Below are 272 nucleotides of genomic sequence, written 5' to 3' on the forward strand. Positions count from 1 at the left end.
GTTCGAGCCCAAGAATACGCGCCGGGTTAACCGTAACGGCATCAAAGCACGCATGCATCGCATCGACACCCGTCATCTGCGCGACATGCAGACCCATGTGCGCGACTTCGAGCATGTCACCGGAACCGAGGCTATACCACGGGTCCATCACGCAATCGTGACCAAACGCGACGTTGATGCCGGCCGCCAGCATCTCCGGCACGCGTGTCATGCCGCGCCGCTTCGGGTAGGTGTCTGAACGCCCTTGCAGCGTGATGTTGATCAGCGGATTC

At 60.7% G+C, this 272-nt stretch carries 1 protein-coding gene; it reads right to left on the reverse strand.

Features of this window, described 5'->3' with window-relative positions; genetic code table 11:
- Positions 1-272 (reverse strand): amidohydrolase family protein (locus SB771_RS34530; RefSeq protein ID WP_410721980.1); only part of this gene is annotated, 272 nt, incomplete at both ends.

Origin of the sequence: Burkholderia sp. SIMBA_051, from assembly GCF_046534915.1 — a bacterium.
Classification (GTDB): domain Bacteria; phylum Pseudomonadota; class Gammaproteobacteria; order Burkholderiales; family Burkholderiaceae; genus Burkholderia; species Burkholderia ambifaria.